Below are 15,102 nucleotides of genomic sequence, written 5' to 3'. Positions count from 1 at the left end.
CAACGGGCTCTGAAGCAGCGCTGCGCAAGGCCCGCGCTGCTTGGCGTCAGCAGGACGTCGCCCCGTGCCGGGCGGTTCGGCCTGCGATGGAAGGATGAGCGCATGCCCGAAACCCCCGAAAGCCTCCATGCCGACGTGCACGGCGACACGGTCATTGATGCCGACCAACTGGTCCGGATCACCTCGCTGCATCGGGGGTTTCTCTACCAGCACCTGTACGCGGCCGCCTGCCTGCTGCGCTTCAAGACGGCCGGCATGCACCGGCTGCTGGTGGAACGCGACGAGGATCTCGAAGCCGTCTTGCCCGGACGCCACCTGTACCTGCAGGTGAAGACCCGCAGCCGGCCCCTGCAGTGGGGAGACCTCAGCGGCGCGGTCGACAACTTCGCTGCGGTGCGTGCCCGTCACGCCGAGGGCAAGCGCGCAGGACAGCCGCAGCTGGTCATCGTGGCCAACGTGCCGACCGGCCGGCAGCTGGCCGCGATGATGGAGGCGGCCGACTGGCCCGGCGACGTCACCGTCTTGACCCCGCAGGCGGCTGCTCCGGAAGAGTGGCTTCCGCCGGCCTGGAGCGATCTCGAGGAAGCCATCGCCTGGTGCACCCGCGAAGCCGCGAAGGTTCCCTTCTCCTCGCTGGCGCCGTTGACCCTCGTGTGGAAACTCGCCGCCCGCGTCGTCTATGCCTGCACTGGTCACGGCGACCAGGCCTTCACCGCCGACACCGTCGAGGACCTGCACGAGCAGTTCGTGAAGGAGCTGCAGTCCTTCCCGGTCCTCGCCCACGACTATCTGCCTCAGGCCGACGAGCCCGACCTGCTAACCGACGACCGGGTGCGCCTGATCACCGGCTTCTCCGGAGCGGGGAAGACCGCTTGGGCCGCCCACGCCGCCCAGCACTGTCCCGAGCCCCTCACCTACTTCGACACTGCCGCGCTCGCCGCCGAGGCCGTCGCTGGCGGCCTCGCCCGTGAACTGGCGGCCCGGCACCTGAATGCCGAACAGCGCACCGGTCTGCCGCATGCCTCCGGCATCGACCTCCTGCGCGCCGTCCACCAGCACCTGACCGGCACACCGGTGGCCGTGGTCCTCGACAACGTTCACCGCCTCAGTGCCGCCGAGCTGAGGCAGATCACCCAAGCGCTGCCCACCTCCCGCCTCGTCCTGCTGGGCCAGCCGCGCCCCGACCAGACCACCCTCACCGCACACCTGGGCATCACCGGCGAATCCCTCAACGGCTGGAACGCCGACCGGGTGGCCCAAGTCCTCGCAGACGCCGGGGCTCCCGCCGACGCGGCCACCGTCACCCACCTCATCACCCTCACCGGCGGGCTTCCCCTCTACGTCCGCAACGCCGCCCTGCTGGCCCAGAACCACTACGCCCACGACACGGCCCGCATGTGCCAGGCGCTCACCGACCGCCAACACACCGCTCCCACCGCTCAGGACCTCATCCTCGAAGAGACCTTCGAGGGCCTGGCCCCGCAGGCCCAGACCACCGCTTCACTGCTCGCGCTGGCCGAGATCCCGCTCGCCGAAGACGAGCTCAGCCGCCTCGCCCAGGACGCCGGCCTCGGCCCCAAAGACTGCGCGCGCGGCCTACGCACCCTCGCTGGCCTCGGCGTTGTCCAGCGCCTCGGAGACAGCCTGACCACCCTCCACGACGCCACCCGCGCCCTCGCAACCGACTACATCCCCCAGCACGCCGACACCCTGCACCAGCTCGACCTCACCCTCAGCGACATCCTCCACGACTCCTTGACCAGCGGCAGCGCCGAGCCAAGGCGCCTGGCCCGCTGGGCACGCTTGCTGGCCCGCACCGAGCAGACCGACCAGCTGCTGCCCCTCGCCAGCCACGATTACTTCTTCGACCAGTCCTTCGCCGTCGACCTCAAGCCGACCCTGCAGATGGTCGCCGACGATCACGCCGCCCGTCCCATCGACCGCTTCGATGCCCTGAACGCGCTGGCCACCCTCGCGCTCGACGCCGGCGACTCAGCGGCCCACAAACAGTTGACCGGTGAACTCACCGCGCTCGCCGATACCCACCACGAGGACTGGGACATCCGGGAAACGGTAGTCCTGGCCGGCCACCAGATGCACCAGCATGCCTACGACCGCGACACCAAAGCGCTCAACGCCGCCTACCTCGCAGCCCGCGCCGCACTGCCGAAGGACAGTGCCGCCCGACGCATCCTGCGCTACAACCAGGCCAAAAGCCTCTACCAGGCCGAACATTACGCACAGGCAGACACCATCACCCTCAATCTGGTGGAAACCTACATGGCGCACCTGGGACTTGAAGCCGATGACATTGTCGGAGCGAGTGTCGAGCAGGTGGCCGCCCGTCTGAGCAGTGCGGACACGGACCTGGACGACTGCAAGCGCCTCGCCGACTGCCTGGCCCTGCGCGCGCGGTGCCGACGGCAGCTCGATCAGCCTTTCGGCCTGGCCGCTCTGCACGCGCTAAAGTTTTACCAACTAGCCCAGTCATGGCGACACTTCGTCACCATCGGACAGGACATCGTCGACGACTTCGTTGAACTCGGTGACCTGCGCCAAGCCATGAAACTCCTGGACGACGCCCTACTGCCGGCAGTTCGCGGGCAAGGGCTCGCCGACCTTCTCCTCGCGGTGCGCGCCCAGCGCGCCGTTGTCCTCGCGCATGCTGGTGACTTCGCCACGGCCCTCACCGAGATCGACAGCCTGCTCAATTACCATGTGCCGTCCCGCCAGGCACAAGAGATCAACAACCAGAAGCACCTGATCGAACACCTGGCCCGCCTTGAGCAGCCCGGACCGGGGTGAACACAGCAAACCCTCATCCCGACCATGCGCCCGTACGCGTCAACACCCCAGCGGCGATCCACTCGATCACTCGCGCTGGCCCCGTGTACATCACCACCGCCAGGATGATCCACATGCCGCGCTGCCCGTGGTCTGGCATGCCGTAGCTGCGCAGCAGGGGCAGTGGGCGTGTCCACTGCCACGTCGTCCCCGCGTGGGACGGCCTTCCAGCCAGGGGAGCGGCCACTGTGCGCTGGCTCCAACTGCGCACTGTCAGCAGGAGGCCGCCGACCAGTACATGGCGGACCGCAAGGACAAGCGTGCCTGGCTGGCCATGCTCACCCCAGGAGCCGGCAAGACAATTTTCGCCCTGTACGTGGCCGCCGCACTGAAGCAGATGGGCGTCATCTGCCGCGTCGCCGTCTACGTGCCACATATACGTGCATGGCGCTCAACTCGCGCCGCAAGCAGGCGAGTTAACCGTCGGGGATACCGCTGCAGGCACAGTCTGCCGTCCTCTATGGTGATCCAAAACGCAGCCGCGACATGCTCTTTATGCGCCACGAAGACAACGGCAGAAAGGCAGAAGAGCCGACCATGGCACCTGCGAAGCTTCCGACCGCCAGCACTCTCCCTCCGCCTCCCGCGCAGCAGGAGGGGTTCGGGCGCTACGGCGCCACCGGCATATCCGGCGGGTCCGCGCTGGCGCATCGCCTCGACGAGCGGGCGGCCAACAGAGGTCTGTCACCGGTCAGCCATCCGAGGGGCCTGGCCGTCCGTCTGCGCTACCTGGCCCGGGACGAGCAGGGACTGGCCTGGTTACGGCTGGCCCAGGTCACCGTGACCGAGCGCACCATCGCACGGTGGAGGACGGGCCGGCAGCGCCCCCTGCCGGCCAATCTGAAAAAGATCGACCAGGCGTTCTGGGCCTGCCGCCGCCACAACCTCGTCGGCTACTACAAGCAGCGCCTCTGGAAGGACGGCCGCGGCACCCGGATCGAGATCCACCCGGTCGACCAGCAGCATGTCGCCCCCAACCGGCGCCGTGACCTGCGCATTCGCACGATCAATGTCCGCACCGACTGGCGACGGGTCGTGGACGCCTGGAACTCGGGTGACCAGAAGGCCCTGGACGACGCCTGGGACTCCATCGCAGACAGCCTCGGCTCCGACCACGGTGCCTACCATCACGTCTCCCATCTCGGCTTCGGCATCTGATCGGGCCGCAGTCCGAACCCGCCGTATGCGGCAGAGCGTCCTCACACGCGGCTGGTCATGCTCCACAGATGTGCCGGCGCCTCCGGTATCTCGCCCAACCGCCAGGGCAGGCAGGTGAGGGCCTCAAGCGCGACGGTGCCGGCCACCTGCACGTGGGGGCCCGATACGCCCAGGCGGCGATAGCGGCCCCGCACCGGCTTGGGGCCGGAGCGGTCCGCTCGCTCCGAGTGCCGGGCCGCCCAGTGCAGCACCGGCTCCATCGGGATACTGCCCCGCAGCTCCCACGAGTAGAACAGCGCCCGCACGCCTCGCAGCCAGTCGGTGTCCTGGGCGCGGGACCAGCTGCCCCGCAGCCGTCGGCGCTCCCTCGCCGCGAGAACCTCGGCCAGCTGAACGACCTCCGGGTAGGCCACCAACGCAGCCACCCGCCGGTCGCTGCCCTTGTTGAGGCCGAGCTGCGCGTGGCGTATCGCCCAAGCGGGTGGAACCTGGGCGTCCTGGTTCCACCAGAAGACGGCGATGTGGAAGGCGTCCGCAAACGCGATGCGCCCGCCAGTCCCCAGCCGCCGCTCGAGCCGCACACGCTCCAGGTGAGCTGCCAGGACCTCCGGAACAGGCGTGAGCGGGATGCAGGTCACCCCGTCCTCCCGCAGGTTGTCCGTCCAGCGCCGGTGCCCGGCGCACACCCTCCAGCCGGCCGCCGAGACCGCATACGCATCCCTGCGTGCCCGCTTGGCCAGCGCGCACAGATCACACACGCGCACCAAGCAGTCACCGGCGGGCTCCCAGGGATTGGGGACGTCCCAGCGGGCCGGCGCACCGTCCGGATCGGGCACCGGATGCGCGCGCAGCGTGGGCAGCACGTGTTCCAGGACGTCGGTGCGGCATCCCGCCAAGGCGGCCAGCCTGCCGCGCGCGGCCACGTTCAGATGCACTTCGCTGAACTCCGGCTCGGGGACGACCGCATCACCCGCACCGAGCATGGACAGCAGTTCTCGGGGATCGAGCCCGTTGGTCTCCGCCAGCCGGTGCACGAACGAGTTCGTGGACTCCTCTGCGATGAACCGCAGCCGCCGCGGCAGCGGCTGCATCCCGCTCTCACCGTCTCCGCCCCGCTCCGACGACCGCCCAGCCAATGTGCTGCCCATCCTTCTCCGCCCGTCCCTCATCTACGGCGGGAGTGCCGCCAACTCTGCTCATTCTGGCTGGAATTGGAGAGCGCCGCCTGGTGATCCAATACGGTTTCCGTGTTCCGGATCCGCCCCCCAAGGAGAAGCTGGCCAAATGGCCCTCGCGCTGCGCCCGCATCAGCAAGAAGCCCTCACGGCCATCACCGGCGCCTTCGCGAAAGGGGAGCGCCGCGTGACTGCCGTCTCCGCATGCGGCACAGGCAAGACACTTACCGCCGTGGCGACCGCCCGCCATATCGCCCCCACCGGCCGGGTCCTGGTGGCCGTGCCCACCCTGGAACTGCTGACCCAGACCATCGGGCGCTGGCGCGAAGGCGGACGCGCCGGCCTCATGGTGGGTCTGTCCTCGCTGAGCCAGACCGCCAGCGGCCTGCCCCGGCGCACGGCCCGCATGGTCAAACGGCCGGCAGACCTGGCCGACATCCTCGCCGACCAGGACGGCTCCGCAACGGTCTTCGTGACCTATGGGTCCCTGCCGGGTCTGCAGCAAGCCCACCACAGCGGCCAGCTGCCCGCCTGGGACCTCATCGTCGTGGACGAGGCACACCGTACGTGCATGAGCACCCAGGAGGGCTGGGGAGCCATCCACGACGACCGTGCCATCCCTGCCCGGCGGCGCCTCTACATGACCGCCACGCCCCGCATCTTCACCGCCGGACTGTGGGACGGCGCCCCCACCGCCACCATGGACCGCCGCGACATCTTCGGCCCCCACGTATATCGCCTCGGCATGGCCGAGGCGATCGAACGCGGGCTCCTCGCCGACTACCAGGTCGTGATGCCCGTAGTCGGTGACAAACAACTGCACGCCATCCTCACCCGCAAACCCCACCTCGACCCGCACAACGGCGGCCTACGCGCGGCCGCACTGCAGGTGGCTGTCCTGCGCGCCATCACCGACTACGACCTACAGCGCGTTCTGGTCTTCCACAACCGCGTCGCGGCAGCCGAGGCCTTTTCCCAGGACCTGCCCGACACCGCCGTCCAGCTCAAGCGGCCCGACCTGCAGGCCTTTTGGGTCGACGGAACGCAGAGCGTCAACGAGCGCCGCAGCCATCTGTCCGCCTTTCAGAACGCCGACGGATGCACCGTGCTCAGCAACGTCCGTGTCCTGGCCGAAGGCATCGACATCCCCGCCATCGACTCCGTGGTCTTCGCCGGTGCCCGCAACAGCGTCGTCGACGCCATCCAGAACATCGGCCGCGCCCTGCGCCCGGTCCCCGGCAGCGGAAAGAAGGCCACCCTCGTGCTGCCCGTATACCTGCCCGACGGGCAGGTCACCGAACAGGCCCTGCACGACTCGCAGTTCGAAGGCATCTACACCATCCTCCAGGCCCTCAGGGCCCACGACGACCACTTCCTCGACCACATCGCCGTGCCCCGCCGCAGCTACCGCCCGGACGGCGGTGGCCCACGCCGAAGCGCCCACTACAACCGCGCCGAACGTGCCCTGCAGGTCGCCCTCGCCCTTGGCCTTGAGATCACCCTGCCCGCTACCGGCTCCTGGCGCGACGGCCTAGCCTCAGCCACCCGCTACCACCATGACCACCAGCACCTCGATGTTCCTCACGCCTTCCTCGACAACACCGGCTTCGCCCTGGGGGAGTGGATCAGCAATCAGCGCCTGCGGCACCTGGCCGGCCGCCTGCCCAGCAAACACGCCGAAGCCCTGGATGCCCTCGGCATGCTGTGGAGTACCCCCGCCCACACCTTCAGCCGCATCCTCGACCACGCCCGGGCCTACGCCGCCGTCCACGGGCACTTGGCCGCCCCCACCGACGCCACACAAGCCGGCCACCCCATCGGGACCTGGCTCGCCGAGTGCCGCAGGAAGGACAACGCCGACACGCTCCCCAAGGACCAGGCCGAACAGCTCACCGCGCTGGACCGCTGGTGGAATCCCGGCTGGCCGCTTACCTGGCGGCGTGCCTACGCTCACGCCAAAGCACACATCGAGGACGGCGGCAGCCGGGACGTGGCGGGCTCGTTCACCACCCCGGACGGTTTCAAGTTGGGGCAGTGGCTCAGCCGGCAACGCAATCACTTCGACATGCTCCACGTCGAACAAGCCCAGATGCTGATCGACATCGGCATCACCCCGAACGTTGACAGCATTCACCCCGAAGCATTCCGCACTGAACGAGGCCGCGACTTTCGCCGTGGTCTGGTCGCCGCCTCCTGCTACCTCGCCCGCGAAGGTCACCTCGACGTGCCCCGCCAGCACACCGAAACCGACTGGATAGGCCCCTTCCGGCTCGGCTCCTGGATCGACCACATTCGCCGCACCCCCAACGAACTCACCGACGAAGAACGCGCCGCACTCGACATCCTCCGCATGGCCTGGGACCCGGCGGAGGTCGCAGCAGAGCGGTGACGGTGCCATGCAGGAGACCGCTCGAGCACGCGGAAGGGACACTGCGTCCTTGCGCCCCGGCACCACTCACCTGGCCGTCCGTCTGGTGCCACGCGACCTGATCGACGACTTCGACACTTTCACCGAGGCCCTGCAAACGCTGACGTTCTGCCCCATCACGACGGCGCTAGATTCGTGATCGGCGGCGTCGGGGTATGCAGCGCCGCATGCAGCCCGCGACGGATACCCGCCCTGTAGACCTCTCCCGTCGTGACGACGCCGGCGGCCAGGCGCCGGTACTCCGCTGCAGCGGCCTGCTCCTCAGGCCGGGTGGCGTCCGGCCGCAGGACGCCGGGCGCCTGATCGTCGCGCCACTGCCAGAGCTGGTGGATGGACTCCTTCGATGTGGACCAGCATCCGGCACTCACCTGGTCCACGAGTGCGCCTGGCAGCCGCAGGGGAAGGGCTTCCGGGTAACTGCCGGTGCGGGTGCTGCCGGGGAAGCGCCCCAACGGAATCTTCACGAGGTCAACGTCGGGCCAGGGATGGTCCCAACCTCGTGCCTGTACCTCCTGGCGCAGGCCGAAGGCGATTAAGGTGTCCCGGGTGTCCAGGAGTTCGCCCTGTCTGCGCAGCGCGTGCAGTTCCTGGTGCTGCTCGTCCAGCAGGTGGTCCCGCTGCGCCGGTTTGAGGTTCTTCAGGCGCGCCTTGTAGTGGGCCTGGAGCCGCTGTGCCCAGGCCTGGTGCTGCTCCAGGACACTTTTCAGGGCGAGACGGGTGCCCAGCGGGGCTCTGACGCTCACCCTCGCCGTACCTTCGTCCTCCTCCTCTTCGAGGTTCTCGTTATCCTCGAGGAAGTTGTGCTCCACGGCTGTTCTTCCCTTGCTTGGTGCTGTCACCAGAGTCCGTGCCCCTGCCCGGGCGGCTGCAAGCGCTGTCAGATGGTGCGGCTGCGGCCGATGGTCAGGGACTCCAACAGTTCTTCAGTGATGCGCTCCTTCTTGGTCCAGATCGCCTTCTGGGCGCCTTGGCTGACGAGCTGGGACAGGGCCCGCAGATAGCCCTTGCTGCGGAGGTGCAGGTATTCGTGCAGGCTGGTCAGGTCGTTCGGCTGGTGATCGCGCAGGCAGAGATTCTCGTCGAATTTGCGGACGATTTTCGTGAACAGCTTGTGGCCCTCCTCGTCGTAGCCGATCCGGCTGGTGCGCAGGCCCGCGTAGTCGCCCCAGATCTCCTCATGGTCGGCCAGGACGGTTTCCCGGTCACGGGTGAGGGGATCGACGATGGAACGGGCGGCGCGTCCGGCGAAGACGAAGGTGGCGCCGGTGCTTTCACTGATTTCTTCCAGGTAGGCGAACGACTCCTCGGCGTCCGCGCCAGCCCGTAGCTGCTCGATGCCGTCGACGAGGACGAGCAGGGTGGAGCTGTTACGCATCACATGGCAGATGGAGCGGGTGGGGTCGGTGCCGCCGTCATGTTTGAGGCCCAGGAAGGAGGCGAAGGCGGCCGGCCAGTTCCGCCTGCCGCCCCGGGCCACGGGAGGCACGCGCAGTGCGATCACCGGGATGCGGTTTTCGTCCGGCTCGTACAGGCGGGCGATTTTGTTCTCGTAGTGACGGCCGATGTACTGCAGGATCTCGGTCTTTCCGGTGCCCCGCGGGCCCTCGATGATGACGCCGGTCTTGCCGTGCGTGCGCTCGCGGTTGGACAGCAAGTGATCATGGACGACGACCAGGGCCCGGCCGACGGCAGGGGTGACGACGGTCGGCATCAGGGCGTGATAGCGCAGCCGCAGGTCGTTGTCGGCGACGGCCGTGCCGGCCGGTGGGCTGTCCGCCAGGTCCGGCCGGGTGCGATCCAGCGCGGCGAAAGTACGCCAGTTGGTCAGGGTGTTCAGCCACAGCGGTCGGGGTGTGGTGAACACCGGTGTGGGAGCGGGGCAGTCGACCAGCAGGCGGATGTCCTCGTCCTGGATGTCTGGCGGCTGCATCATCACACGTCCTCCTGCGGGGGATCGGTTTCGGTGGGCATCTCCAGCAGGAGGCGCGCGGCGTCGTCAAGGCCGTCGTCCAGGTCGTCAAGATCCGCCAGGGGCGAGGCTTCTTCGGAGCCTGCGTGAGCGCAAGCCTCCCACCCCAAGGCGTGGTCGGGACCGGCTGTGTCCGCGGCTGATGGCCCCTCGGGGGTGTACAGGCTCGGCTCGTCGAGCTCCAGCACCGTCAACGGGCCCAGCGTGTCCAGGTCGAGCGCGGCCGCACCGGCGAACGGATCGAAGTCGCCTACACCCGGCGGCGCCCACCCCGCTTCCAGCCCCGGCAGGGGCCCGTAGCCGTCGGGCACGCTCACCACACCGGGCTCGTCCGGGCCGCGTCCTGCCCGCTCCAGCAGCTCGGCCAGGACCTGGGCGATGTTCTCGTCGTCGTCGTGGCGGCCGCCGCGTGCCACATGCTCGGCGGTGGCCGTTTCCCACAGGTGCTGCGTCCACGGGGCGCCGATCAGGTGCTGGTGCTTGAAGACCGCGGTGATCCACTCACCGCTGCGGTGATCCCGCAGCCACACCTGCTCCGGCGTATAGGGGTTGTAGCGCAGCTCCCACCCGTCGCGCTTCTTGCCCTTCAGTCCCGACGGCTTGCTACGGACCTCCTCGAGCTCCCCCTTGTAGTTCTCGTACGTGCGGTTCTTAAAGCGGATGCCCTCATCGCGTACACCGACCCAGGCGGTGGGCAGCAGCTGCAGATAGTCGTTGAATCCCAGCGGAATCGGCACGTAACCAGCCGCCTGCACGCCCGCGGCATACACCTGGTTCGGCGTCAGCGGCGGCAGGTTCGGCTCGTAGGGGCTGCGCAGCTCCTCGTGCGGCCGTGCCTGCCAGCCGACCGCGATCCATTCCTGCAGCAGATCGTCGAGTTCCTGCAGAGTCCACAGCCGGTCGGGATCGGTCTCCTTGCCGCGGCGGCTGAAGTCCCGCCCGGTGTAGGAGTTGACGTGCTGGCTGAACAGCGACTTGATCGACTCGAAGGTCCGCTCGACGATCGCCTTGTCCGTCGGGGTGCGCTTGCGCGCCGGACGCACGGAGATGCCGAGGTAGGAACAGGCGTCGAAGAAGGTCTGCCCGGCGAAGACCGTCCCGTGGTCGATCACGATCGTCTCCGGCATGATCACCGGCCGGGCCGCAGCGTGCTCCATCCGCGCATCGACCTCCAGCAACTCCTCGTACGGCAGATCCGAGCGGGCCGCGGATGCCGCCGCATCGAAGCCGGGCCGCATCGGAGCCGGCACCATGCACAGCGCCAGCAGCAGCGAGGCGTCCACCGCCTTGGTGGCCCGCCCCTTACTGGTGCCGGTACTGAGCAGCGCCCTCGTCTGCTGCCGGGTCTTGCGCCGGCCCGGGGTCTTGGGCCGCAGCACGGCGGCGATGATGCTGCGCGTGAACACGTCGATGGCCGCCGTCAGCTCCACCTGCGTGGGCCGCCCGTCGTCGCCCAACACCTTCACATCCAGCGCCGTGGAGTCGATCTGCACCAGCTCGCCCGGGGCGGTGGCCGTGGTCACCCCGAACGGCGGCGCGGGACGGTTGAGCCGGTCCTGGCGGCGCCGGGTGGGATCCCGCAGCTGCAGCGCGTCGATGCCCAGCCGCTTCAGCAACGCATACAGGGTCGGGTCCTTCGGCACCTTCACCGCAGGGCCCAGACGGGCCCGCACGACGCGCCGCAGGTTCTTGAACAGAGTGCGCGCGTCGGTGGCCGCCTGCTCCTTCGCCTGGCGTTCGTGCAGGGCCAGCAGCAGGTCCACGACCCGTGAATCGGTGCGCCCGTGCAGCGTGCTTTTGCGGGTGCACCGCTTGTCGACCAGCCCCCAGATGTCCTCCTTCAAGAAGGCCAGCCGCTTGCGCTGGACCGTCTGCCACGACACCTTCCACTCCAGCACGGCGCTCAGCTCGGCCGCCTTGCGCTGGTAGCGCTCGACCAGCGTGAACCGGTCGGGGTCGTAGCCCTCGCGCGGTCTGCTGCCCTCGGGAACCCCGGGCAGAAGACCGGTCTCGACTTCGATGACGTGCCGACGCCAAGTCCGTGCGTCCCGGGCGCAGTCGGCACTGACACCCTCCAGCATGGACCAGTTCGGCAACGGGTCGGCCGCCAGCGGCCGACCCGTCTCGTCGAGCACGGCGAAGTCCTCGGCCACGGCCAGGAACTGAATCGCCGCCGCGATCGGGGGCGCCGCGCTGCCCGGGGCAGGAACCAGATGCACCGTCGTGCCTGACAGCGCCGACACGGTGTACTGGTCGCCCATCCACCGCACCCGGTCCCCGGGCGCCACAATGCCGCGCGGCGCCAGCCCCGACACCTGCGGCCGGCCGGTGAGTACCTCGCTCACGCGGCATCCCTCTGCACCGGGCGGCGCATCGCCGACGGCAACCGGCCCGACACACTGATCACGCTGTCCGGCCCCATGGCCCGGTTCCACTCCATGGCCAACTCCTGCCGCCACAGCAGGTGATACAGCCGCGGCAGCGTCGACAGCCGCGGCAGCCCTGTGGCCCGCACCCCCTCTTCCAGCACACGCGGCGTGCGGAACGCGGCCTTCAAAGCCTGCTCGACATCCTGGTCGCCGAAGCGGGGATGCCGGTAGCGGGAAACCCACCGCAGATTCGCCAGCGCCATCGGTGCCGGAATCCGCGGCATGCCCAGCTCCCACCCCGCCTCCTGGCAGGCCTGGCGCAGCACCTGCTGCTGGCGCTGCCACCGCGGGCTCGGTCCGCTCGCCGGGGGACAGGCCACGACCAGCGTCGCACCCTGAGCGGTGCGGACGAAGAAGTCCGGCACCACGCTGCGTTCCCGGCCCCTAGCACGCCACTTGATCTTCGCAGGCCACGCGGTGAGCTCCGTCACCGACGGATCGAAGTCCAGCAGCATGGCCACCGCCAGCACGTTCATCGACCGGCAGCCCACATGCCTGCCCGTCGTCGCAGCCCACCACCAGGTGGCGATACTGCGCTGCGACGGATGGCGGACCGGCCTCCACACCTCGCCCCGCCGAGTCAGCGGGACCGCACCCGCCCGGGCCACAGGGACCGTGATGCTCCTGCTGCCGTCCTCGATCCGGTGGACGACCTCCAATGCGACAGCCACCGTAATTCCTGCTTCCTCTCCGAGCCCCGCATCCGACCGGGAAGTTCACCACTACTGATCCGGACAACCACCTGCAGCAGCAGAGGAGTTGACCCTAGTGCAGGGCGGCGCCACATGATCCTTAATCCGCCATCCAAGCCGTAGAAGCGCTGGCAACAACCGTTGCCGTCCAGGTCCAACGGGCATGACGGTCCGCAGCAGGCAGAGCATCTCCCGCAGGACTCCCTCCACCAAGGAAACCTTTTGCCCTGGCTTGGCTCCTTTGCCCGTCGTGCCTCAGGCGCCGAGTCGCTCCCCGCGCAGTCGCCCCGCGATGACGAGAATCCGACGGTCATGGCACGCGAGCCTGACAGATTCGTCGCGTGTCAGCAGACCACGGTGACGAAGCCGAACTCTTTGCGCGCGTGGATGAGCTCCTCGCCGACCTCTCGGCGCAGCGCATCCCCCTGCCCCCGCCCCACGAACGGGCACAGCTGCGCAAGGCCGCCGGTCTGTCCACAGACCAGATAGCCGATGCGCTGGGCTGCCCGGCCGAGGACATCGCAGCCTGGGAAGCCGGAACCCAGGAACCGCTCGCCGCGCGCCGCGCCGCCTACGCGCGCCTCCTTCAGGGCCTCAAAACCCTGCAGAGGCCAGAACACCAGGGCACGCCGCCCCTTCAAGAGCCGACTCCCGCACCACCCCCAAGAGCCGGCAAGAAGGCCGAGCAGCCGTCCCTCTTTCCCGACACCACCCCCACGGCATCCACATCGCGCAGCCGGACCGCTCCCTCTCATCCCGTCAAGCCCACCGGACCGCTGGCCGTCATCGACCACGACGCCACCCTGACCGCCCACTTCACCAATGGCTCCCAACTGCCGCTGGACGCCGACGACCTCGTCTCTCTGCTCCAATGGACGCTGCGCAGCGGCCTGCGCCGGGACAAGCTGTCCACACAAGGCCGCGACAGCGACTGTGACCCGCTCATCGTCCTGACACCCGCGGCCAGTGCAGCCCTGCACCTCCCGGCCGCCCTCGACGACCGCGCCCGCGTGCGTCTTGCCGACTCCCACCCGGTCATCACCCAACTCCATCAGGCAGGCTTCAGCCTCACCCGCCGCGGATTCGGCCCCTGGCCCCGCGCCTTTCGGCCCGTCAGGAACAACAAGCGCGCCTGCGTCCAACTGGCCATCACCGCCTGGGGAGCCCTGTCTCAGGACGGCTGGAACCTTTCACCGCTGCCGCCGGCCGACCTCGCCCGTCTGCTGGGCACCTACACCGACCGGCTGCTGACCCCCCGCGGCTCCACCGCCGTGTGCGGCGAGGAACTCATGACCGCACTGCGGCCGCCGACCAGACCACACCGCGCCCCTGACAGCGACACCTGGAGCTCAGCGCCCAACCCCCGCGGCCTGCACACGGCCCTGGAACCTGCGCCGCCCGAGGCCCCCGACGCCCACCCGCTCGCCCGGGGCCGCCTGCCCGAGCAGGCCATGGAGGAGGAAGCCTGGGACTGGAGCCGCCCGCCCAGCCAACAAGAGACCGCCGAATTCCCCCACGTCGTCGGGCTCGACACCAACCTCGCCTTCGCAGCCGCCTCCTCCGGCCTGCCGGTCGGTCTCAACTCCCCGCCCCGCCACGTCCTCGCGCCCACCTTCGACAAGAAGATCCCCGGTGCGTGGTTCTGCGACCTCACCCACGCCACACTGGACCCGCGTCTGCCCTCACCCTTCACCGCCACCGGACACGCCCCGACCGGACCGGCGTGGTACACCACGCCCACCCTGGATTACGCCCAGGAACTGGGAATCGAGGTCCGGCCGACCGAGGCATACCTGCGCGATGATCACGGCCCCTACCTCACCCCCTGGTACGAACGGATCCGCAACGCCTACCTCGCCACCATGGCCGACCTCGGAGTGCACGAGAAAATCCCCCAGGCCGACTACCTCGCCGCCATGCAGAGGCTCGCCACGGCTGACCCCGCCCTGCTCGCCCTGCTCGCGGCCATCAAAGCCACCGCCAAAGGCGGACTGGGTAAACTCCGTGAAGGACCACGCGAAATCACCGCCCCCTACACACGCTGGCCCGCCCTGAACAAACCCACCTGGCGCCCCGATATCCGTGCCGCCGTCGTCTCCCGCGCCCGCGTCACCCTGCACCGCAAAATGCGCAAGATGGCCGAGGAAACAGGCCGCTACCCGCTCGCCGTCCTCGCCGACTGCGCTCTCTACCCGGCCCATGTGCCCACCCCCCTCGACGTCGCCCCGCCGGGACCCGAACAGCAAGGTGTGCCCGGACTCCTGCGCTTGGGCGTCAACCCCGGCTGGGCCAAGGAAGAAGGAACCCAGTCCATGAGCTGGTACCAGCAACAGCACGCCCAGGGCATCAGCCCCGCCCGCTACATCAAAGACTCTGCCTGAGCAACGGCCACCTCTGTCACCGCGCG

Annotated in this window: 9 protein-coding genes; 4 read left to right on the top strand and 5 right to left on the bottom strand. The window is 69.0% G+C overall.

What is annotated here, in order from left to right:
- Positions 1-102 precede the first annotated feature (102 nt).
- Both ACFC1X_RS24525 and ACFC1X_RS24520 read left to right on the top strand, forming a co-directional pair.
- The gene (locus tag ACFC1X_RS24525) at positions 103-2,805 is read left to right on the top strand and encodes an AAA family ATPase (RefSeq protein WP_376356963.1); all 2,703 of its coding nucleotides are present in this window, start codon (positions 103-105) and stop codon (positions 2,803-2,805) included.
- A gap of 576 nt (positions 2,806-3,381) precedes the next feature.
- Positions 3,382-4,002, top strand: coding sequence for a helix-turn-helix domain-containing protein (locus ACFC1X_RS24520; protein WP_376356961.1), 621 nt, complete (start codon positions 3,382-3,384; stop codon positions 4,000-4,002).
- A 41-nt stretch (positions 4,003-4,043) separates the two neighbouring features.
- On the opposite strand, the gene ACFC1X_RS24515 is transcribed toward ACFC1X_RS24520, so the two are convergent.
- Positions 4,044-5,093, bottom strand: coding sequence for a TniQ family protein (locus ACFC1X_RS24515; RefSeq protein ID WP_376356959.1), 1,050 nt, complete (start codon positions 5,091-5,093; stop codon positions 4,044-4,046).
- Between the two features lie 193 nt (positions 5,094-5,286).
- Between ACFC1X_RS24515 and ACFC1X_RS24510 the strand changes: the two genes are divergently transcribed.
- Positions 5,287-7,566 carry a Helicase associated domain protein gene (locus tag ACFC1X_RS24510; protein WP_376356957.1) on the top strand — a complete coding sequence of 760 codons (2,280 nt, stop codon included), beginning with the start codon at positions 5,287-5,289 and terminating at the stop codon, positions 7,564-7,566.
- Between the two features lie 155 nt (positions 7,567-7,721).
- Here the strand turns inward: ACFC1X_RS24510 and ACFC1X_RS24505 are convergent, their stop codons facing one another.
- The 4 genes from ACFC1X_RS24505 to ACFC1X_RS24490 all read right to left on the bottom strand — a co-directional run bounded on the left by ACFC1X_RS24505 (position 7,722) and on the right by ACFC1X_RS24490 (position 12,569).
- Positions 7,722-8,414, bottom strand: a complete 693-nt coding sequence (locus ACFC1X_RS24505; protein WP_376356955.1) for a hypothetical protein — start codon at positions 8,412-8,414, stop codon at positions 7,722-7,724.
- 68 nt (positions 8,415-8,482) lie between these two features.
- Positions 8,483-9,538 (bottom strand): AAA family ATPase, encoded by a 1,056-nt coding sequence (locus tag ACFC1X_RS24500; RefSeq protein ID WP_376356953.1) that lies wholly within the window; start codon positions 9,536-9,538, stop codon positions 8,483-8,485.
- A complete protein-coding gene (locus tag ACFC1X_RS24495) occupies positions 9,538-11,835 on the bottom strand; it encodes an integrase (RefSeq protein WP_376356951.1) in 2,298 nt (765 codons plus the stop codon). The genes ACFC1X_RS24500 and ACFC1X_RS24495 overlap by 1 nt, the downstream gene beginning before the upstream one ends.
- Positions 11,836-11,915: 80 nt before the next feature.
- Positions 11,916-12,569: a TnsA-like heteromeric transposase endonuclease subunit gene (locus ACFC1X_RS24490; protein WP_354827622.1), complete on the bottom strand. Its 654-nt coding sequence runs from the start codon at positions 12,567-12,569 to the stop codon at positions 11,916-11,918.
- A gap of 467 nt (positions 12,570-13,036) precedes the next feature.
- On the opposite strand from ACFC1X_RS24490, the gene tap reads away from it, so the two are divergent.
- Complete coding sequence (gene tap / locus ACFC1X_RS24485) at positions 13,037-15,076, top strand: telomere-associated protein Tap (protein WP_376356949.1); 2,040 nt, start codon at positions 13,037-13,039, stop codon at positions 15,074-15,076.
- Positions 15,077-15,102: the final 26 nt, after the last annotated feature.

The sequence above is a fragment of the Streptomyces sp. NPDC056128 genome, from assembly GCF_042263835.1.
Taxonomy (GTDB): domain Bacteria; phylum Actinomycetota; class Actinomycetes; order Streptomycetales; family Streptomycetaceae; genus Streptomyces.
This window is presented reverse-complemented; position numbering and strand designations above follow the sequence as displayed.